15 protein-coding genes are annotated in these 20,334 nt (G+C 40.4%); 5 read left to right on the top strand and 10 right to left on the bottom strand.

Going from position 1 to position 20,334, the window contains the following annotated elements; genetic code table 11:
• Positions 1–74 precede the first annotated feature (74 nt).
• The 3 genes from BUA60_RS14470 to pyrH all read right to left on the bottom strand — a co-directional run bounded on the left by BUA60_RS14470 (position 75) and on the right by pyrH (position 4,080).
• Complete coding sequence (locus BUA60_RS14470) at positions 75–2,477, bottom strand: efflux RND transporter permease subunit (RefSeq protein WP_072862872.1); 2,403 nt, start codon at positions 2,475–2,477, stop codon at positions 75–77.
• A gap of 299 nt (positions 2,478–2,776) precedes the next feature.
• Positions 2,777–3,331 (bottom strand): ribosome recycling factor, encoded by a 555-nt coding sequence (frr, locus tag BUA60_RS14465; RefSeq protein WP_072862870.1) that lies wholly within the window; start codon positions 3,329–3,331, stop codon positions 2,777–2,779.
• Between the two features lie 41 nt (positions 3,332–3,372).
• Positions 3,373–4,080: a UMP kinase gene (gene pyrH, locus BUA60_RS14460; RefSeq protein ID WP_031442370.1), complete on the bottom strand. Its 708-nt coding sequence runs from the start codon at positions 4,078–4,080 to the stop codon at positions 3,373–3,375.
• 242 nt (positions 4,081–4,322) lie between these two features.
• Here pyrH and BUA60_RS14455 point away from each other — a divergent pair, with 242 nt between their 5' ends.
• The gene (locus tag BUA60_RS14455; protein WP_072862867.1) at positions 4,323–6,215 is read left to right on the top strand and encodes a M61 family metallopeptidase; all 1,893 of its coding nucleotides are present in this window, start codon (positions 4,323–4,325) and stop codon (positions 6,213–6,215) included.
• A gap of 210 nt (positions 6,216–6,425) precedes the next feature.
• Here the strand turns inward: BUA60_RS14455 and tsf are convergent, their stop codons facing one another.
• From tsf to rplM, 4 genes are all read right to left on the bottom strand, one after another.
• A complete protein-coding gene (gene tsf / locus BUA60_RS14450) occupies positions 6,426–7,250 on the bottom strand; it encodes a translation elongation factor Ts (RefSeq protein ID WP_072862865.1) in 825 nt (274 codons plus the stop codon).
• A gap of 95 nt (positions 7,251–7,345) precedes the next feature.
• On the bottom strand, positions 7,346–8,392 hold the full coding sequence (gene rpsB, locus BUA60_RS14445) for a 30S ribosomal protein S2 (protein ID WP_072862864.1): 1,047 nt from the start codon (positions 8,390–8,392) through the stop codon (positions 7,346–7,348).
• 274 nt (positions 8,393–8,666) lie between these two features.
• Positions 8,667–9,053: a 30S ribosomal protein S9 gene (gene rpsI / locus BUA60_RS14440; protein ID WP_031442374.1), complete on the bottom strand. Its 387-nt coding sequence runs from the start codon at positions 9,051–9,053 to the stop codon at positions 8,667–8,669.
• Positions 9,053–9,508 (bottom strand): 50S ribosomal protein L13, encoded by a 456-nt coding sequence (rplM, locus tag BUA60_RS14435; protein WP_031442375.1) that lies wholly within the window; start codon positions 9,506–9,508, stop codon positions 9,053–9,055. Before rplM ends, rpsI begins: the two co-directional genes overlap by 1 nt.
• Before the next feature lie 414 nt (positions 9,509–9,922).
• Between rplM and BUA60_RS14430 the strand changes: the two genes are divergently transcribed.
• Complete coding sequence (locus BUA60_RS14430) at positions 9,923–10,423, top strand: hypothetical protein (RefSeq protein WP_072862862.1); 501 nt, start codon at positions 9,923–9,925, stop codon at positions 10,421–10,423.
• A gap of 85 nt (positions 10,424–10,508) precedes the next feature.
• Here the strand turns inward: BUA60_RS14430 and polA are convergent, their stop codons facing one another.
• Positions 10,509–13,355, bottom strand: a complete 2,847-nt coding sequence (gene polA, locus BUA60_RS14425) for a DNA polymerase I (RefSeq protein ID WP_072862861.1) — start codon at positions 13,353–13,355, stop codon at positions 10,509–10,511.
• A 44-nt stretch (positions 13,356–13,399) separates the two neighbouring features.
• Positions 13,400–14,395, bottom strand: coding sequence for an isoaspartyl peptidase/L-asparaginase family protein (locus BUA60_RS14420; RefSeq protein ID WP_072862860.1), 996 nt, complete (start codon positions 14,393–14,395; stop codon positions 13,400–13,402).
• Between the two features lie 42 nt (positions 14,396–14,437).
• Between BUA60_RS14420 and BUA60_RS14415 the strand changes: the two genes are divergently transcribed.
• From BUA60_RS14415 to BUA60_RS14405, 3 genes are all read left to right on the top strand, one after another.
• Complete coding sequence (locus BUA60_RS14415; RefSeq protein WP_072862858.1) at positions 14,438–15,166, top strand: copper homeostasis protein CutC; 729 nt, start codon at positions 14,438–14,440, stop codon at positions 15,164–15,166.
• 50 nt (positions 15,167–15,216) lie between these two features.
• A complete protein-coding gene (locus BUA60_RS14410; protein WP_072862857.1) occupies positions 15,217–16,446 on the top strand; it encodes a metallophosphoesterase in 1,230 nt (409 codons plus the stop codon).
• A 91-nt stretch (positions 16,447–16,537) separates the two neighbouring features.
• Positions 16,538–16,834 (top strand): thioredoxin family protein, encoded by a 297-nt coding sequence (locus BUA60_RS14405; RefSeq protein WP_072862855.1) that lies wholly within the window; start codon positions 16,538–16,540, stop codon positions 16,832–16,834.
• Positions 16,835–16,888: 54 nt separating this feature from the next.
• On the opposite strand, the gene BUA60_RS14400 is transcribed toward BUA60_RS14405, so the two are convergent.
• Positions 16,889–20,221, bottom strand: a complete 3,333-nt coding sequence (locus tag BUA60_RS14400) for a glycosyltransferase family 117 protein (RefSeq protein ID WP_072862854.1) — start codon at positions 20,219–20,221, stop codon at positions 16,889–16,891.
• Between the last annotated feature and the right edge of the window lie 113 nt (positions 20,222–20,334).

Raw genomic sequence — 20,334 nt, 5'->3', positions numbered from 1 at the left:
GATAGCCTTTTTGCAAAAATATAAATTGGGTAAATATCTGTAAATACCGGGTAAAAAATATTTTATAAAACGGACTATTCCTCCTTGTCCGTGATATTGAGTTCTTCCTTCGGAAGAATGTCTATTTGTGGTTCTTTAAGCACCTGTTTGTTGGCAATACTTCTCTCCAAAGAAAGAAGTAAGGAAGGTAATAAAATTAGGTTGGCCAGCATTGCGAACAATAGGGTGGCCGAAACCAATGCCCCTAAAGCCACTGTTCCCCCGAAACTGGAAATGATGAAGACCGAAAAGCCAAAGAACAGTACAATGGAGGTGTAGAACATACTAACCCCGGTTTCCCTTAAGGCGGCATAGACCGATTTTTTAATTCTCCAGTGGTTGCTTGTAAGTTCCTGTCTGTACTTGGCCAAAAAGTGTATGGTATCGTCCACCGAAATTCCAAAAGCAATGCTAAATACCAAAATAGTGGAAGGCTTAATAGGTACCCCTACGAATCCCATAACTCCCGCGGTAATTACCAGCGGCAATAAATTGGGTATCAATGAAATTACTATCATTCTAAACGATCGGAAAAGATAGGCCATAAAGAGGGCAATAAGACCAATGGCCAGGGCAAGGGACATGATCAGGTTTTTTACCAAATATTTGGTCCCTTTTAAAAAGAGAAGGGCACTACCGGTCATGGTAACCTTGTACCTATCCGAAGGGAAAATTTTGTCGATATTCTCTTTTAGTTTGGCTTCAATGGTTTCCATTCGGGATGTTTTTACATCCTTCATGTATGTGGTCATCCGGGCCACCTGTCCCGTGCTATCTACAAAACTGCTCAATAGGTTGCCGTTGTCCGAGGATTTGCGGGCAACATCCATAATAAAAGTATTTTCCTGTGAGGTGGGGAGTTGATAATATTTAGGGATGCCGCTGTAGAAGGCCTGTTTGGAATATTTAACCAAGTCCACTACTGAAACTGGCCTGGAAAGTTCGGGAATTTCATTTATCACCGTACCCAGTTCATCCATTTTTCTCAGGGTGGTAGGTTTTAAGACCCCTTTGGGCCTTTCTGTGTCCACTACTATTTCTACGGGCATTATTCCGTCAAACTCTTGTTCAAAAAAGCGTATGTCCTTAAAAAATTCCGCTTTTTTGGGCATATCCTCTATAGGGCTTCCGGAAATGTCTATTTGATATATGCCAATTATACTAGCTACCAAAAGGGCAATGGATACTATATATACCGTAATCCTTCTCTCCCTTACAATTCTTTCCATCCAGCTCACAAAAGTTTCGATCCACTTGGTATTCAAGTGTTTCAAATGCTTGTCTTTTGGAAGGGACATAAAGCTGTAGATAATCGGAATTATCAAAAGTGAAAGCACAAATATACCTATAATGTTCATGGAAGCCACAATGCCGAACTCCTTGAGTAGTTTGCTGTCGGTAATGATAAATGTGGCAAAACCCGAAGCGGTAGTAACGTTGGTCATCAGGGTGGCGTTACCAATTTTTGAGATTACACGTTGTAGCGACAAGGCCTGGTTTCCGTGCTTTTTTACTTCCTGTTGGTATTTGTTTATGAGGAAGATACAGTTGGGAATACCGATAACAATGATTAATGGTGGAATCAGGGCGGTAAGAACCGTAATTTCATATTGCAGTAGGCCCAAGATTCCAAAAGCCCACATAACCCCTATGATTACAACAAACATGGAAATGATCGTAGCCCTAAAACTTCTGAAAAAGAAAAAGAAGATCAGGGAAGTTACTCCTAATGCCGCAAGAATAAATTTCCCAATTTCATCAATGATATTTTGGGAGTTCATGGTCCTTATGTAAGGCATGCCCGAAATACGCACATCTAGGCCCGTTTCTTTTTCAAAATTTTTGACCAAAGTAGAAAGGTCTTCAAGTATGAAGTCTTTACGTACGGAGGTGTTGACAATATCTTTGTCCAAATAAATAACACTGCGTATGGTATGCGTCTTTTTGTTGTAGATAAGATTATCGTAAAAAGGAAGATCGTTAAAAAGATGATTGGTCAGACTGTCGACCTCCTTTTTGGTTTGAGGGGCTTGTTTTATAAAAGGCCGCATAACAAATTCTTGTTTTACAGTGTCTTTTACGAGCTCTTGTAGGTTATCCGTGGACAATACGAAGTCAACCTCGGGAAAAGCCCCCAGTTGCTTGCTAAGCTTATTCCAGCGATTAAATTTTTCAGGGGTAAATAGGGAGCTGTCCTTTACGGCCAAAACAACAACATTTCCTTCTTCGCCGAACTGTTTTAGAAAGGAAAGGTATTCCAGGTTTACGGGATGGTGATCGGGTAGAAGGTTGGCTTGTGAATTGGAAAACCTCATTTTGTCCCATTGCATGGACATAAAAATGGTTATTATGGCCAATAGGACTAGAATTATAATTCTGTTCCTAAGTATTATCCGTGCTATTTTTGCCCAAAAACCTTGCGTTAACTTTGCAACCATCTAGTGAAACGTCTTGTTTTAGAATGCTTATATGGCATTTAAACCTAAAAAAACCAGTAAACCGTTATGATTTAAACAGGTCTTTCGGATTCTAAAATTATTCGAGCGCAAAGGTAGAGAATGATTGTTATTGTTCCTAGGAAGCAGGGACTAAATAGTCGTAGAGGGAACAACGAATTTTATCGAGTCTACACGTTAGGGCAGGGAGGAAGCAGTTTTCAGTTTTTTTGGGGGCAGGTGGTTGAGGAAAATTAAAAGAGCGGTCCATGGACCGCTCTTTTAATTTTAGTATTTTAAGGTTATACCTTCATGATTTCTGCTTCCTTGGCCTCAAGGAAAGCATCTATCTTTTTTATGTACTTATCTGTGAGTGCCTGTACATCGGCTTCTGCGTTTTTCTGTAAATCTTCGGATACTTCCAGACTTCTAACTTCCTTATTGGCTTCCTGACGAGCATTTCGGACACCTATCTTTGCGTCTTCTGCTTCTGCCTTTGCTTGTTTTACCAAATCCCTCCTTCTTTCTTCCGTTAGGGGAGGTACGTTGATGATTACGAAATCGCCGTTGTTCATGGGATTAAATCCAAGATTGGCATTCATTATGGCTTTTTCTATTTCATGTAGCATGTTCTTTTCCCATGGCTGAACGGACAAGGTTCTTGCGTCCGGGGTATTCACATTTGCTACTTGTGACAATGGGGTGGGGGAGCCATAATATTCCACCATTACGCTGGATAGCATAACAGGACTTGCCTTTCCAGCCCTGATTTTCAAGAACATTTTTTCAAGGTGTGCTATGGCACTGTCCATCCCTTCTTTGGTAGTATCCAGAATAAATTTAATTTCTTCGTTCATATGCTATTTTTTTAATTGATTTAACACAAATAGTGCCAAAACTATAGATTTACAACGGTTCCTATATTCTCTCCGGAAACCAACTTCATAAGGTTTCCTTTTTTGTTCATATCAAAAACAACAATAGGCAATTCGTTTTCCTGACTTAGGGTAAAGGCCGTGGTGTCCATTACTTTTAGTCCCTTAGTCAGTACATCTTTAAAGGTTATCGTGTCAAATTTGGTGGCTGTTTTGTCTTTTTCCGGGTCGGAGGTATAAATACCGTCCACTCGGGTCCCTTTTAAAATTACATCGGCTTCAATTTCTATGGCTCGTAACACGGCAGCGGAATCTGTAGTGAAATAAGGATTTCCTGTACCGCCGCCAAATATAACTACCCTACCTTTTTCCAAATGTCGCATGGCGCGTCTTCTAATAAAAGGTTCGGCTACCTCATTTATTTTTATGGCAGATTGTAATCTGGTCTGTACTCCTTGCAATTCCAAGGCACTTTGTAAGGCCAATCCATTTATAACGGTAGCCAACATTCCCATATGGTCCGCCTGTACCCTGTCCATTCCATTACTGGCTCCTGCCAATCCCCTGAAAATATTGCCACCACCGATCACAATAGCAACTTCTATACCTTTGTCCACAACTTCTTTGATCTCCTCTGCATATTCGGATAAACGCTGAGCATCAATACCGTATTGCTTTGTGCCCATTAGGGCTTCTCCACTGAGTTTTAAAAGTATTCTTTTGTATTGCATCCTGATGTTGATTAATTTCATGCAAAAATAATCAAAAATATTTATGAAGTGGCTTGGCATGGACGATTCGTCTATCCTTAATTATTTCCTAACGCCTATGGGAAGGTAAATTTATTTTTATAATCTTGCACAGTTGTTGTAGTTCCACCGATTTGTAATGGAGAAATTCCTTATCCTGCTATTTCGGAGCTTAGAGGGGCTATGGCATTTTTGGAACAAACGATAAATAAAATCACTAAATAATGACAAATAGAATAGGGTTATTTAAAAAATCTTGGATTTTAGGAGTTGCAATTTTGCTACTCCAAGGGTGTGGAAGCACAAAAACTTTGGTTTCGGCAGAAAAGGCTTCCATAATTGCGAAAATAGATTTGATCAATGTTGTGGACGATAAAGTGAATGTGGTTTTGGATCCGGCCGCATTTGCAACCGATACTGTTTCGTTTTTTATTCCCAAGACAGTACCGGGAACTTATAGCGATGATAATTACGGAAAATATATAGAACAATTTAAGGCTATTGATTACAAAGGAGGGGAGTTAAAAGTAGAAAAGTTGGATGATAATACTTGGAGAATCATCAATGCCAAGGATTTGGATAAGATTAATTATTGGGTAAACGACACCTATGATACTGAAGTAGAGGTGAGTGAGCCTGTTTTTTCGCCGTCGGGGACCAATATTCTTAAGGGGAAGAACTTTATGTTGAACCTCCATGGATTTGTGGGTTATTTTGATGGGCTTGAGGAAATTCCTTATTCATTGGAAATTTCTGCCCCGGATGGATTGGAGCCCGTAACCTCATTGGTTAAGGGAATACAGGATGTAAATAGACCGGATACTGATGTTTTTGTGGCTAATAGATACTTTGAGGTTATAGATAATCCAATAATGTACTCCAGCCCTAGTACGGAAACATTTCAGGTGAACGACATTGCGGTAACTTTAAGTGTCTATTCTCCCAATGGTCATTTTACCGCGGCCAGTCTAAAGGCTGGAATGGAGAAAATGATGCGGGGTCAGAAAGCATTTCTGGGGGATATTAACAGTACCAAGCACTACACCATTATCCTCTACCTTTCCAATATGGATGATGAGGACGCTAAAGGTTTTGGGGCATTGGAACACCACACTTCTACAGTAGTGGTAATGCCCGAACAAATATCGAAGGAACGACTGGAGGAGGCCATTTTTGACACGGTGGCACATGAGTTTTTTCATATCGTTACTCCGTTGACGATCCACTCCAATGAAATACAATATTTTGATTTTAACGACCCTAAAATGTCCATGCACTTATGGATGTATGAAGGGACTACGGAATATTTTGCCAATCTTTTTCAAATTCAACAGGGGTTGATCAGTGAGGAAGATTTTTATCAAAGACTCATGGAGAAGGTGGAGAGATCCAAAACCTATGATGATAGTATGTCCTTTACCGTAATGAGCAAAAATATATTGGAGGAGCCTTATAAGAAAAATTATGCCAATGTATACGAAAAAGGGGCATTGATAAATATGGCGCTGGATATTGACCTAAGGGAATTAAGTGGAGGGGAAAAGGGTGTTTTATGGCTGATGAAGGAGCTTTCCAAAAAATATGGGGATTCCAAACCTTTTGAGGATGATGGGTTGATTGATGAAATAGTTGCAATGACGTACCCGGAAATAGGGGAATTCTTTAATGTCCATGTCATTGGAGACACACCTATAGACTATGATGCTTATTGGAAAAAAGTGGGGCTGTCAACAACGGAGCAGGAGCAGTCTACAGGATATTTTTTTGATGGTGAGATTCCCTATATAGATGTGGATCCGGCAAATGACAATGCTATTTTTGTAAGGGAAGGGATTCAATTGAACAGTTTTTTCAATGATTTGGGTGCCCAAGGGGGAGATATTATTAAGAGTGTTGATGGTAAAATGACCAATCTGGTCAATATACGGTTGCTTATAGGGCAAAGCATGAACTGGGATCCCGACAAGGAAATTGTAATGGTAGTGCAAAGAGGTTATAAGGAAATTACCTTGAAGGGGAAAGTTGGCGTACCTACTTTGAAGGTGGTTAATTTGGTTCCAATCGAAGGCCCCAGCGAACAGCAGAAGAATCTACGGGAAGCTTGGTTGAAAGGATAGTGCTTGGTAGTAAAAGCAGTTCCAAAAAAGGATTGGGAGGTGATGTTGGAAGGTGTTTTTCTAGTCCCATGAGGTTATTTTGTTGGGAATTAATTTAGGATTTCCTTTGTCAAATCGATAACTCTCAAATGTTATAATTATATTATAAGGCATAAAAAAACGCCTTTACAATGAATGTAAAGGCGTTTTTTTATGTTTATTGATTAAGGATTATCCCAAGGCAACCCTTTTAAATCCTGTTACTTCCAATTTGGAATCAACAGATTTTACGTATTGGGCTACGCTTTGTTTGCTATCCTTAATAAAATCCTGGTTTACCAAAGTGTTGTCTTTAAAGAAACGGTTCAATTTACCTTTGGCGATGTTATCCAACATAGCTTCTGGCTTTCCTTCTTGACGTAATTGATCTTTGGCGATTTCGATTTCTTTATCGATGATCGACTGGTCAACTCCTTCTTCGTTCAAAGCTACTGGATTCATAGCGGCTGCCTGCATGGCAACATCCTTAGCGGCAACGTCTGCACCCTCAACGGCAGCAGAAAGTCCTACCAAAGTAGCTATTTTGTTTCCAGCGTGAATGTAAGAACCAACAAATGGAGCTGAAAGTTTGCTAAATCCGCCTATTTCAATTTTCTCACCAATAACACCGGTTTGTTCTGTAAGTTTATCCTGTACAGTAATTCCTTTGTAATCGGCGTTCAAGAAATCTTCTTTAGTGTCGAAGTTTAAGGCTAGGTCTGCCAAGTCGTTGGCCAAAGCAACAAAAGTGTCGTTCTTGGCAACGAAATCGGTTTCACAGTTCAAAGAAATGATAACCCCAGTGGTGTTGTCCGCATTTACTTTGGCAATAGCAGCCCCTTCGGAAGAATCACGGTCAGCTCTTTTGGCGGCAACTTTTTGTCCTTTTTTACGTAAGATTTCAATTGCCAAATCAAAATCCCCTTCTGCTTCAACCAGTGCATTCTTGCAATCCATCATGCCAGCACCTGTTGTTTGTCTTAGTTTGTTTACCTCAGCGGCGGTAATTTTTGCCATTTTATTTTGTTTTAATTTTCACCTAAATTAAGATTGAAATGTAATCCCAATCTAGGTTAATGTTAAATTTATATTCTGTTTTAATTAAAAGTGGATTATTCTATTCCTCCTTTAACGCTATCTTGCCATTCCTGCAATTCATCCCAGTTACCATCGGCAGCCATTTGTGCCTGCTTAGGCCATGAAGCTGGATTCTTGGAAGCATATCTTGGGCCAGATTCAGTAAGGATGTCTTTAAGGTCATCCTCAGACTTGTCTGCTAAGTCGGCATAAGTGTTAATGCCTGCTTCTTGGAAAATTTCAGCAATTTTTGGGCCAATGCCTTCTATTTTGGTAAGGTCGTCTCCTGCAGTGCTAGCTTTTTTGGGAGCTTTTTCTTCTGAGGCTACCTTAGCTTTTTTCTCCTTTGGTTTGGCCTCGTCTCCACCTTCCTTCTCGCTTTGCTTTTCGGATTTACGCTCTGTTAATCCTTCTGCAATAGCTGCAGTTACAGATGCCATAATAACCTCTATGGATTTGGAGGCATCATCATTGGAAGGAACGATAAAATCGATTGGTCGTGGATCTGAATTGGTATCTACCATTGCAAAAATTGGAATGTTCAATTTTTGAGCTTCTTTTACAGCAATGTGCTCACGCATAGTGTCAACTATGAACAAGGCAGCTGGTAGACGTGTCATTTCAGAAATAGAACCTAAGTTCTTTTCCAACTTGGCACGCAAACGGTCAACTTGTAAACGCTCTTTCTTGGAAAGGGTGTTAAAGGTACCGTCTTTTTTCATTCTATCAATAGAAGCCATTTTCTTCACGGCTTTACGAATAGTAACGAAATTGGTCAACATACCACCTGGCCATCTTTCAGTGATGTAAGGCATGTTTACGTTGCCTGCTTTTTCAGCAACAATATCCTTTGCTTGTTTTTTGGTAGCTACGAAAAGTATTTTTCTACCTGAAGCCGCAATTTTTTTAAGAGCCTCGTTGGTCTCTTCTAGTTTTGCAACTGTTTTATAAAGATTGATAACGTGAATTCCGTTACGCTCCATGTAGATGTAGGGAGCCATGTTCGGATTCCATTTTCTGGTAAGGTGACCAAAATGTACACCTGCCTCTAAAAGGTCTTTTACTTCAACTTTGTTTGCCATTTTTATTTTTTAGTTTACGTTCCTTTGAATTAGCAATATTAAAGTGGTACCACTGGGCAGCCTTTAATATTTAGATGCTAAACTAATTTATCCAGAATTTGAATGCATTGGACATTCCCCTAAGGTGTGGTCCTATGATTAACTTTGGATTATTACTTACCCTATGACAAGGGTTTTCAATGAACAATTAAAAATTATACCGAATCTGCCAATTATTTCTCGATAACCATCAAGAGCATTGCCGTATTTCAGTATTTGATTTGTTAATACGGTATTAACGTTTAGAGAACTGGAATTTCTTACGAGCTTTCTTCTGACCGAATTTCTTACGTTCAACCATTCTTGGATCTCTAGTTAAAAGACCTTCTGGTTTAAGAACCAATCTGTTCTCGGCATCCAATTCGCATAAAGCTCTGGACAATGCCAAACGAACCGCTTCCGCCTGTCCTGTAATACCGCCACCATATACATTAACTTTTACATCGAAGTTTTCTTCGTTGTTGGTTAGGGTAAATGGCTGCTTTACTTTGTACTGTAATGTTGCTGTAGGAAAATAGTTGCTTAAGTCTCTCTTGTTGATAGTAATGTTACCATTTCCTTCAGTAACATAAACTCTCGCAACTGCAGTTTTTCTTCTACCAATTTTATGAATCATTTCCATTACTTAAAATCGTTTAAGTTAATTGCTGTTGGTTTTTGTGCTTCTTGGTTGTGGGCTGCGCCGGCATATACCTTCAGATTTCGGAAAAGCTCTGCACCCAATTTGTTTTTGGGCAACATACCTTTTATCGATTTCTCTACTATACGCGCTGGATCCTTAGCCAACATTTCTTTAGCCGTTGTAAACCTCTGGCCTCCTGGATAACCGGTGTGACGAACGTAAGTTTTTGAATCCCACTTCTTTCCGGTTAGGTTGATTTTTTCTGCATTGATAATAACAACATTATCCCCACAATCAACATGTGGTGTAAAACTAGGCTTGTACTTCCCTCTAAGTAACTGCGCTACTTTAGAAGCAAGACGGCCCAATGTTTCTCCTTCAGCATCAACTAGTAACCATTGTTTGTCAACGGTCGCCTTATTGGCCGAAATCGTCTTGTAGCTTAATGTATCCACACTAATATATTTATTGATTAAACACTTCAATCCCGTTTAACGGGCTGCAAATGTACAATTATTAAGTTGAATTCCAAATGGTTGTTTCTTATTATTTTATAGTTTTTTCCAATATTGGCAAATAGAAGTATACTTTGCCTACGCTTTGCAATCCCAATAATTGGTTTTTGTATACTATAAGTCTTTTTGCTCGGCATAAATTCAAAGAAGTTTTATTGACTTTTTGTATTGATATGACAGATCGTCAAAACATGGTCAATGTTTTATAATTTCAATACATTGAGTATTTAATTTTTGGTGTTGTCCTTTGCTGTTTTAGTTGGGTTTAACAGCCTGTTCTATTGTTTGGATTAGCTGGGATACTATTTTGTGCTATAATCCGTTAGCTTTTAAAACAACGTAAATTTTAAAAAGATGAAAATTAATTTTTTATTACTTTTTCTTGTTGCAGGTCTTTTCTTTTCATGTTCCTCAGATAGTGATGACGATAACTCCAATGAGGATTCTATAGTGGGGGTATGGCAGGCCTATGAACTTAAGGTTAATAATGATACCGCCAGTGATGATGAAAAAAATGTCAGGGATTTGTTGGCCTTTTTAACTGCAAAGGAGTGTTATGTGCTGAGTTTTGATTTTAAACAGGATTTAACGGTCATCATTGAAAATTCTATCCAATATCTCGAAATTAATTTAAATTCTGAAGGGAACGGTTTTGATATTCCCTGTCCTACCGAAAAGGATACGGAGACCACTGTGTATGTGTATGCCGACGGCAAATTGACTTATACCGATGAAGATCTGCAGGAGATCTCTGTTGACGTGACCATAGATGGCGATACTATGACCGTCGATGCGGCAGGTTTGGATATCCCCAATTTAAATGCAGGTGGGCAGCTTATCTTTAAAAGAAAATAAAATCCTGATAAAAGGCTATTGTTAAAAAACGGAACGCATTGGCCTAAACCAATGCGTTCCGTTTTTGTTTTTATATATATTTAGTTTAATGGGCCTCCAGCCAATTGTTGCCAACACCCAGTTCCACATCCAAGGGTACCGATAATTTGTAGGCGTTTTCCATCTCTGTCTTGATCATGGTCTTTAACTCCTCCAATTCGGGCTTGTATATGTCGAATACCAATTCATCATGAACCTGTAGGAGCATCTTACTTTTGTAGTTGCCTTCTTCGAGTTTTTTATGAATTTGGATCATTGCAATTTTTATGATATCGGCGGCACTTCCTTGAATTGGGGCGTTTACTGCGTTGCGTTCCGCAGCTCCACGCACAATGGCGTTGCTTCCATTGATATCCTTGAGATACCTTCGTCTGCCCAGCACGGTCTGAACATATCCGTTATCCCTAGCGAATTCTATTTGTTCATTTATATATTTTCGCAATTTGGGGTAGGTTTTATAATAGGTTTCTATTAGCTCCTTGGCTTCCGCACGCGATAGGTCGGTTTGGTTGCTCAATCCGAATGCGGATACACCATATATAATACCAAAATTTACGGTCTTGGCATTGCTTCGCTGTTCCCTTGTAACCTCCTGCAACGGTACGTTGAATACCTTGGAGGCAGTGGAAGCGTGAATGTCCTCTCCGTTTTTAAAGGCCTCTATCATAGTAGACTCCTCGCTTAGAGCGGCAATAATTCGCAATTCTATCTGCGAATAATCCGCTGCCAATAAGGTGTAATCTTCATTTCTTGGAATAAATGCTTTCCTAACCTGCCTTCCCCGCTCCGTTCTAATAGGGATGTTTTGTAGGTTGGGATTGTTGCTGCTTAATCTACCAGTAGCGGCAACGGTTTGCATATAGTCCGTATGCACTCTGCCGGTACTTTGCTCAATTTGTTCCGGAAGGGCGTCCACATAGGTGCTCTTAAGTTTGCTCAGACCCCGGTAGTCCAACACGCTTTGGATTATTTCATGGTCCTTGGCCAGATAGGATAGTACATCCTCCGCAGTGGAATATTGACCTGTTTTGGTCTTTTTGGGCTTGTCCACCAGTTTTAGCTTATCGAATAATATTTCGCCCAATTGCTTTGGTGAGGCAATATTGAATTCCTCCCCTGCTTCCTTGTAAATCTTTAACTCCAAGTTTTTGATGTCGTTGTCCAAATCCTTGGCAAGCGAATTTAAAAAGTCCTTGTCCAGATTGATTCCCTCCTGTTCCATATCGGCCAGGACATGTAATAAGGGAATCTCTATGTCATTGAATAATTCTTCGGTGTTGGCCTCTTTTAATTCTGGTCTAAAATGTTGTGCCAATTGAAAAGTGATATCGGCATCCTCTACGGCATATTCGGTTTGTTGTTCCAATGGAACATCCCTCATGGATAATTGGTTTTTTCCTTTTTTGCCTATGAGTTCGGTTATGGAAATTGGGGTGTAATTTAAATAGGTTTCCGCCAGTACATCCATGTTGTGGCGCATATCGGGATTAATAAGGTAATGGGCAAGCATGGTGTCAAAGCATTTGCCCTTTATGGAGACATTGTATTTGTGAAGTACCTTAATGTCATATTTTAAATTCTGCCCAATTTTTTCAAGGCTTTCCGCCTCAAAAAAGGGTCTTAATTGTTCAATGATTTCCTGCGCCTTTTCACGGTCTTCAGGGAATGGAACATAGAATCCTTTACCGGCCTCCCAGCTAAAAGCAATTCCCACCAATTCGGCCGTAAGCGGATTAAGTCCGGTGGTTTCGGTATCAAAACAAACCGAGGTTTGTTTCATTAAGTTCTGGATAAAAAGTTTCATGGCCATCCCAGGCAATACACTCTGGTATACATGTGGAACTTCATTTATGTTTTTTCTGCTGGAAACCTCCTTCATAGTTCCTCCAGTAGCTTGTCCGTCACTACCGAATAAGGAAAATTGGCCACCTCCGGCCTCTGTTTGTTTCTTTTTTGAAACAGGGCTGCTCTCTTGCTTGCTCTGCTCTATACCATCATTGTCCGATTCGGACGAAAAGAGTTTTAGGAATTGGTCTTTAAGTCTACGGAATTCCAACTCTTCAAAAATTTCCTGTACTTTTTCGCCATCGGGCATGGAGAGCTCGTAATCTTTTGCGTTAAAGGTTACATCGCAATCCACAAAAATGGTGGCCAGTTTTTTGGAAAGGATGCCAAGTTCGGCATTTTCTTGGACCTTCTCCTTCATTTTGCCTTTGAGCTTATCGGTATTGGCAAGCAAATTTTCCATTGACCCAAATTCCTCTATAAATTTTTTGGCGGTTTTGTCGCCCACTCCCGGTAAGCCAGGAATGTTGTCACTGGCATCGCCCATCATTCCCAAATAATCTATTACCTGTTCCGGACGTTCAACCCCAAAACGTTTTTGCACTTCGGGAATGCCCCAAATTTCGATGCCGTTGCCCAATCTCGCCGGGCGGTACATAAATATGTTCTCGGATACCAATTGTCCAAAATCCTTATCCGGGGTAACCATATATACCTTATAGTCTTCTTTTTCTGCCTGCTTGGCCAAAGTACCAATAATATCATCGGCCTCCATTCCTTCCAATTCCACCACAGGAATATGCATGGCCTTTAAAATATTCTGAATATAGGGGACGGCTATTTTAATGGCGTCTGGAGTGGCGTCCCTATTGGCCTTGTAATCGGCGAACATTTCGGTTCGGTCCGCACTTCCTCCCTTGTCAAAACAAACTGCCAAATGATCCGGTTTCTCCCTTCTTATTACATCCAATAAGGAATTCATGAATCCCATAATGGCAGAGGTGTCCATTCCCTTGGAGTTTATTCTTGGGTTTTTTATAAGTGCATAATAACCCCGAAAAATGAGAGCATATGCGTCAAGTAAAAAAAGTCTTTTTTGTTCAGCCATTATATTTGATTCTTGTTAAGATTTGGATATTTTGAAATTGAAAATTAGGATTTCAAAAATGTCTCCGTTGGATTGTTGCTCTGTCCTGCCTCTGTAAATTGGCTGTAGCTAAACCCTGGGTGTATGCAATAACCTCCGGTTTCCCCCTTCTTGTTGATGGCGATAAACCCAATTTGAAAATCCCTTCTATCCTTGTTTTTTTTCATGATTCGCCTAACGCCTTCCTCGCAGGCCTCTTGCGGCGATTTTCCTTGGCGCATAAGCTCTACGATTAGGAAGCTGCCAACGGTTCTAACAACTTCTTCGCCGACCCCTGTGGCTGTAGCCCCGCCAACTTCGTTGTCTACAAACAATCCTGCACCAATAATTGGGGAGTCGCCAACCCGTCCGGCCATTTTATATCCCATTCCACTTGTGGTACAGGCTCCTGCAATATCGCCATTTTTGTCAATGGCAAGCATGCCAATGGTGTCGTGGTTTTCTATATTGATTATGGTTTCGTATTTGGATTTTTTCTTCCATTCCAACCAATCCTTTTTTGCCTTTTCAGTAAGTAAATTGGTTTTTGGGAATCCTTTTTCATAGGCAAATTTCTCCGCTCCTTTTCCGGCCAACATTACATGGGGGGTATCTTCCATAACCTTTCTAGCCACTGAAATGGGATGCGCAATATTTTCCATACATAGTACCGCACCGCAGTTGCCATCCTTGTCCATGATACAGGCATCCAAGGTAACATGGCCATCCCTGTCCGGTCTTCCGCCGTTACCAACCGTTTCGTTGCTCAGATCTGCCTCCTCTACCATTACCCCTTGTTCCACTGCATCCAAGGAAGAACCTCCTTTTTCCAAAACCTCCCAAGCCTTTGCTGTGGCATTCTTAAAATTCCAGGTACAGATTACAATAGGTTTTACCGTTTCCATGCCTTCCGACATGGGCGGTACCACTTTTTTGGTTTCTTGATATGATGCGAAAAGTGGTGCTGATATTAATCCAGCAGTACTTAAGGTGGAATTTTTAAGGAAATTTCTTCTTTTCATAAGATAGTGTTACTTAATTTTAAGGTTCTAAATATAAGAAATATGATTGTAGAAGTATGCGCCAATTCTTTAGAATCTGCCTTAAATGCCCAAAAAGCTGGTGCTGACCGAATTGAGTTGTGTGCCGAGCTTGCCGTAGGTGGGGTTACCCCTTCATTTGGGCTGTTGCAGCTGATAAAGGAACATATTTCTATTCCCGTAAATGTATTGGTAAGACCCAGAAGTGGTGATTTTACTTATTCGGATCTTGAATTTGAGATTATGAAAAGGGATATTGCACTGTGCAGGGATCTAGGTTTTAACGGAATTGTTTCAGGGGTACTGTCCAAGGACCTTAGCTTGGATTATGAAAGGACAAAAGAATTGGTAGAGGCTTCCCGACCCTTGGAATTTACTTTCCATAGGGCCTTCGATTGGGTAACGGATCCTATGGCTGCCTTACGGCAATTACAGGAATTGCAGGTAGATACCATCTTAAGCTCTGGGCAGCAAAATTCTTCCGTTGAAGGCATTGACTTATTGACTAGGTTATCTAAAAAATCCAATAACTGTGTTATAATGCCCGGGGGAGGTATACGCGATACCAATGTGGTGGAATTTAAGAAGAAAGGGTTTAATGCGGTTCATTTGTCCGGAATAAAATTTCACAGAACGCTGGACCAAACGCCTCAAATAGCAATGAGCAGTCCTGGCTTTCTTAGGGATGATGAAATAGCTGTCAGTAATTTGGCAACTTTAAAGGAGGTGGTCCGCTTAGTTAAAGAAAAGTAAATAATCACCTAATGGATTTGAAACCAATATCTTTGCTAAAAAAATAAGGGATGCTACGTTGGATTGTTTTTATCATTATATATATAACTCTCGGAATATATACTTTACAAGCCATAAAGGCCGCTACCCGCTACCCATGGGTCTATTATGCCTATATGGTCTTATCGCTCTTTGTTATAGGGAATTTCATCTATCAGTTTACAATGGGCGATGACCCTGGTAGGGTGCTGAGCGTGCCAAAAAGTTATGCTTTTGGCCTCTTGTTGGCAATGCTTACTTTTATGTCGATTACCATTGTATTTTTATTTTCCGAAGATATTTTTAGGTTTTTTACAGCTAGTTACCACAAAATATTTGGCGGTACCAAAGAATTCAGCCTCCCTCAAAGAAGACGTTTTTTAAGCACGATTGCCATGGGTATTGCCGCCTTGCCATTTTCGGCATTGTTGTATGGGATGGTTAAGGGGAAGTATAATTTTAGGGTGCTTAAGTATAATTTGGAGTTCGATGATTTGCCTCAAAGTTTCGATGGTTACCGAATAACCCAAATATCCGATGTTCACAGTGGTAGTTTTGATAATAGAGAGAAAATTGAATATGCAATAGACTTGATCAATAAGCAAAAAAGTGATGTGTTGCTTTTTACCGGGGATATGGTGAACAACATGGCAGAGGAGATGTTGCCATGGAAAGGCCTTTTTTCGACCTTAAGTGCAAAAGATGGTAAATTTTCAGTGTTGGGGAACCATGATTATGGGGATTATGTTAGCTGGGAAACCGAAGATGCCAAGAGAAATAATTTGACCGATCTTAAAAATATACAAAAGGAAATGGGCTTCGATCTCTTGCTCAATGATAGTAGGTATCTGCAAAAGGGAGACGATAGGATTGCCTTAATAGGAGTTGAAAATTGGGGTAGGGGAGGTTTTAAGAAGGCGGGCGACCTTAAAAAGGCGGTCTCCAATATTGATAAGGATGATTTTAAGATCTTAATGAGCCATGACCCATCACATTGGGAGGACCAAGTGTTAAAAGATGATTGCCACTATCATCTTACCTTAAGTGGGCATACGCATGGCATGCAATTCGGGATAGAAATTCCGGGATGGATAAAATGGAGTCCGGCTAGATGGAGGTATAAGTATTGGGCCGGAGTTTACGAGGAAATGGGGCAGATGATAAATGTAAACCGTGGATTTGGATTTTTGGGATATCCCGGAAGGGTTGGTATATGGCCGGAAATTACTGTAATAACCTTAAAAAAGAGGTCGTTAACCTGATTTTAACTACTACCTTGTCGACAAAAATGATAGCACTAGTTGTATTTTAACATTTTTTCTTATTTTTGATTTATAACCCAATGAATAGTATATGTCTAAATTTGGTGAATTAATTGATATCAATGTTCCTGTGTTATTGGATTTTTACGCAGAATGGAACGAACAGTCAACAGCTATGCACCCTGTACTACGGGATGTTGCCGCTGCCTTGGGCGATAAGGGCAAGGTTATTAAGATTGATGTGGATAAGAATAAGGAGCTTTCTCAGGCATTGCGGGTAAAAGGCTTACCAACCTTGATGATATACAAGAAAGGTGAAATGGTCTGGAGGCAAAGTGGGGAGCAGGATGCCAATACCCTTATTGGTATACTGAATGAGTATCTATAATTAATTGAACAGTATAAAAAAACCGAGACTTAAGTCTCGGTTTTTTTGTGTCCGTTATTCTGGAATTGCTATGCTGTCCAATTGTTCTTCCGGAATGGCATCTATGGCCGATGAGTCTATTAGATCGGGATCCGAAGTTGGAGCTTGGATGCTTTCCATTGGGTCGTTACGATAAAAGCGTTCAAACTTTTCGATGTATTCGTTGAAGATAAGGGTTTCCTTTTCGGCAGTTTCCTGATCTTGGTTGGTAATTAAAATATCGATATTTCTGCTGTAGGCTTCTAGATCGGGAATAATTTCGTCCAAGAACATTCGCTGTTCCTCAAAAGGAAGATTGGCGTAATAATCCAACCGTTCCTGGTAAATGGTTTTTAATTTTAGGAATAGATTTCTAGCTTTTTGGCTTTCCCCTACTTTAAAGTATCCATCTATAAAAGGTTCTACAAAGGCGTAATACCCGAAATATTCAACCGGCATATTTTCCATAGCAATATTGATCACGTCTTTCGCCTTTTCAATCTTGTTTTCTTCAATCAAGGTTTCGGTAAGACGTGCTAAGTTGCCTCTAAAGGAGAGAGCCTGTGTTCGGGTTTGGGGGTCGTGATAGATATCCGGGCTTCCTGCATTGCCCCAATCCCATTTTTTTACAATGTCGTACATAAGATCGCTGTCTATCCTGCCCATCTCATAAGAACTCCTATTGGTTGTTTTAATGGGCACCAGTTTGTAAACCAGGCCATCCAATTGAAGATAATCTTTCATCCATATGTATTCTGCGGCATCAAAACTTCCTCCGGAGAAATATATGGGGCGTTTCCAGTCATTGTTAGCTATGATGTCCAACATCAGGATTCGGTTTTTCGGCAGGGCACTTTTGGGAAGGTCAATATCAATATAATCAACGATTAGTGCGGAATCTTTTTCTTTGACCAAACCACTCTCCAGAACATTTTTCTTATTTACTGGAACCCTAATTTTATTGGTTGGATAGTAGACAACATCCAAATTGCTTTCGGAATACTGACTCAGATCCGCACCTTTTTTCTGTAATATACTTCTAAATTTGGTTTGCTCCTTGTCACTACCTACCCAGTTCATAAAGTCTTTTATGTCCCATCTACTTTCGGTAAGTTCGTTAAAGTATATGGCATCCCTAGATCCCCATTTGTATTCATTATGGGTAAGCTGGGAGGGAATTGGGTCGCTTTCGTACGCTTTCTTTTTCATTTGGTCTATATACCAATCCGTAGCAAAAAGGCTGGTGTTCACCACTCGTACGTCTGTTCTGTATCCTTCGATCTCCTGGGCGTACCATAGTGGGAAAGTGTCGTTGTCCCCAATAGTAAACAAAATGGCGCCTGAGTCTTCCTTGGTTGATTCCAGATAGGCCTTAGCGGTAGATTTGGCGGTAAACCTATTGGATCTGTCGTGATCGTCCCAGTTTTGGATTGCCATTACACCGGGAACGGCCAAAAGGCAGAGAATTGTAATTCCCGGAGCCAATATTTTAGGGCTCAATAGTTTTTGGAATTCATCAAAAAGCCCGTATACGCCCAGGCCGATCCAGAGGGCAAAAACATAAAAGGAGCCCACTAGGGAGTAATCCCTTTCCCGAGGCTGAAAAATTGCCGGATTGGTGTAGAATTGTATGGCAATACCCGTAAACATGAAGAATACGAACAAGGCCCAAAACTGTTTGGGGTTTCTACTTATTTGGAATATTAGGCCAATGATACCCAGTAGTAGGGGCAGGAAGAAATAGGTATTCCTACCTTTGTTGTTCTTAATATCGCTAGGAAGATTGTCCTGGCTGCCCAATCTGGCACTATCAATAAAGTTGATACCGCTTAGCCAATTTCCATGGTTGTCATATCTACCTTGTATATCGTCTTGTTTACCTACAAAATTCCACATAAAGTAACGCCAGTACATATAGCCAAATTGAAATTGGAACATGTATTTTATATTTTGCATTACCGTGGGGGGCTGTACGTCAATATATTCGCTAAACTCCCTTAGGAACCTTATATACTGGGAAGTGTCTATTTCTCCCTTGGCGTAACCGTCCTTGAATTGGTTTACGGCTTCCCTTAGTTCGTTGTTGCCAAGATAATCGGATTTTATCCTAAAGGTCAGCGGGTCAAAATACTTCATATAATTCTCCGCATTCTGTTCGCTCCACATCCGTGGCAAAAATCCTACATGATCGGGGTTGGGTCCTTGTAAAGCATCCTTATAGTTGTTTACAATAACATATTTCCCAGCTTTTAGATCTTTTTCGTATTTGGGTTTCTCGTCTTTTTCATCCCCGGCAGGGGCAAAGGTATCGGAGTAATAGGCGCCATAAACAGGGCTGTCCACTCCAGGGTATTGTTCACGGTTGTAATAGGCCAATAAGGATCTGGCGTCCGAAGGATCGTTTTCGTTGATGACCACATCGGCATTAGCCCGTATGGGGAGCATTAGCCATGAAGAGAATCCTAAAAATAAAAACATTAGGCATAGCACAATGGTGTTGGCCACAGTATAGTTGTTATTGCGGGTGTATCGCAGCCCCCAATAAAAAACTCCTACAAAAATGAGCCCCATGATAATGGTTCCCGAGTTAAAGGGAAGGCCAATAGTATTGATGAAGAATACCTCGCTCCAGCCAAAAACCTTTAGTACATAGGTCAGTGAAAATTTATAGACGAGCATCAATATGGCAACAACGATAATATTGGCCAATAGAAAATTCTTTATCGTAGTGGTTTTGTAGGTTTTAAAGTAGTACAACAAACCTACTGTGGGTATCGCCAGGAACCCCATGAACTGGATTCCAAAGGTAAGTCCGACTACAAAGGAAATAAGTACTATCCATTTATCGCCTCGTGGGTTCTCCAGGTCATCTACCCATTTCAATCCTAGCCAAAGCAGAAGGGACATTATTAGGCTGGCCATTGCGTAGACTTCGGTTTCTGTTGCATTGAACCAAAAACTATCAGAAAAGGTAAAGGTTAAGGAACCTACGATGCCACTTCCCAAAATGGCCAAAGCCTTACTGTTGGTTATAACTTCTTCCTTGGCTATTAGCTTTCTGGTAAGGTTGGTGATGGTCCAGAACATAAAAAGAATAGTAAAGGCACTGGAAACTCCGGAAACTAGGTTTACCATCTTTGCCACCTGGGTGGGTTCCAGGGCGAACATGGCCATAAATGCACCGATCATTTGTAGTAAAGGAGCTCCTGGTGGATGGCCTACCTGTAATTTGGCCGCTGTTGAGATATATTCACCAGCATCCCAAAAACTGCTGGTAGGTTCAACGGTTATTCCGTAAGTTATAAGGGCTATAAAAAAAACAAACCATCCTGTGATGGTATCCCATTTTTTGAAATTTTTTGAAAACATGCGGTTTGTCGTTTGTCCGAGGGGCGAATTTACTAATTTAAATAGATAATGGGATATATATTTCATAAACCTTTAACATGATATTAAGGTCATAGGGCTTCAATTGTCGGGCC

The sequence above is a fragment of the Arenibacter palladensis genome, assembly GCF_900129275.1.
In the GTDB taxonomy this organism is placed as follows: Bacteria; Bacteroidota; Bacteroidia; order Flavobacteriales; family Flavobacteriaceae; genus Arenibacter; species Arenibacter palladensis.
This window is presented reverse-complemented; position numbering and strand designations above follow the sequence as displayed.

What these genes read in the sequence shown, in the direction of transcription:
- BUA60_RS14410 (WP_072862857.1), top strand. Translation starts at nt 15,217, where the DNA reads ATGCTACGTTGGATTGTTTTTATCATTATATATATAACTCTCGGAATA.
- frr (WP_072862870.1), bottom strand. Translation starts at nt 3,331, where the DNA reads ATGAACGAAGAAATTAAATTTATTCTGGATACTACCAAAGAAGGGATG.
- BUA60_RS14470 (WP_072862872.1), bottom strand. Translation starts at nt 2,477, where the DNA reads ATGGTTGCAAAGTTAACGCAAGGTTTTTGGGCAAAAATAGCACGGATA.
- BUA60_RS14420 (WP_072862860.1), bottom strand. Translation starts at nt 14,395, where the DNA reads ATGAAAAGAAGAAATTTCCTTAAAAATTCCACCTTAAGTACTGCTGGA.
- BUA60_RS14405 (WP_072862855.1), top strand. Translation starts at nt 16,538, where the DNA reads ATGTCTAAATTTGGTGAATTAATTGATATCAATGTTCCTGTGTTATTG.
- BUA60_RS14415 (WP_072862858.1), top strand. Translation starts at nt 14,438, where the DNA reads ATGATTGTAGAAGTATGCGCCAATTCTTTAGAATCTGCCTTAAATGCC.
- BUA60_RS14400 (WP_072862854.1), bottom strand. Translation starts at nt 20,221, where the DNA reads ATGTTTTCAAAAAATTTCAAAAAATGGGATACCATCACAGGATGGTTT.
- polA (WP_072862861.1), bottom strand. Translation starts at nt 13,355, where the DNA reads ATGGCTGAACAAAAAAGACTTTTTTTACTTGACGCATATGCTCTCATT.
- tsf (WP_072862865.1), bottom strand. Translation starts at nt 7,250, where the DNA reads ATGGCAAAAATTACCGCCGCTGAGGTAAACAAACTAAGACAAACAACA.
- rpsI (WP_031442374.1), bottom strand. Translation starts at nt 9,053, where the DNA reads ATGGAAATGATTCATAAAATTGGTAGAAGAAAAACTGCAGTTGCGAGA.
- rpsB (WP_072862864.1), bottom strand. Translation starts at nt 8,392, where the DNA reads ATGGCAAACAAAGTTGAAGTAAAAGACCTTTTAGAGGCAGGTGTACAT.
- pyrH (WP_031442370.1), bottom strand. Translation starts at nt 4,080, where the DNA reads ATGCAATACAAAAGAATACTTTTAAAACTCAGTGGAGAAGCCCTAATG.
- BUA60_RS14455 (WP_072862867.1), top strand. Translation starts at nt 4,323, where the DNA reads ATGACAAATAGAATAGGGTTATTTAAAAAATCTTGGATTTTAGGAGTT.
- BUA60_RS14430 (WP_072862862.1), top strand. Translation starts at nt 9,923, where the DNA reads ATGAAAATTAATTTTTTATTACTTTTTCTTGTTGCAGGTCTTTTCTTT.